This window comes from Vibrio sp. 1978 (genome assembly GCF_033344345.1).
On the sequence record NZ_JAWPOP010000943.1, the window covers coordinates 1 to 533 of the forward strand.

Consider the following 533-nt stretch of genomic DNA (forward strand, 5'->3'; position numbering starts at 1 on the left):
AAGCATCAAGACCCGGCTCTTCAAGCAGTGCACCCAGTTCAACTTTCGTTAGGATATCCGCCAGTTGCTCATCAGTCGCATTTGGTGACGCCATTAACAAGTTGTCACGTAGTGTGCCGTTTAACACATCTACTCGTTGGCTCACTACGGTAATTGCTGAGCGCAGATCGGATTCGCACCAATCTTTTAGTGAAGCGCCACCAATGCGAACCTCACCTTGGTTTACATCCCAGTAGCGACAAAGTAGTTGAATCAGAGTCGATTTGCCTGAACCCGTTTGACCAACAATTGCGGTTTTTGAGCCTAAAGGAAGTGAAAGCGAAAGGTCTTTCAGCACTTTCTGTTGTCCATCAGGGTATGCAAAATCAATGTTGATGAACTCGATATCCAGTGGCTTTTCTTCGCGTTTAGATTGCTCAGGGAAGACAACATCAGGCTCAGCAAGAATCACTTCGTTCAAGCGACGGGCAGAAGTCAGCGTTTGGCCAAGGTATTGGAACGCACCTGCAATAGGCATCAAAATTTCAAAACTT

The 533-nt window shown here is 46.5% G+C and carries 1 protein-coding gene; it reads right to left on the minus strand.

All coding sequences use genetic code 11. The features are described from left to right. The coding region (locus R8N49_RS29995) for an ATP-binding cassette domain-containing protein (protein WP_318190810.1) at positions 1-533 on the minus strand (533 nt) is incomplete at both ends.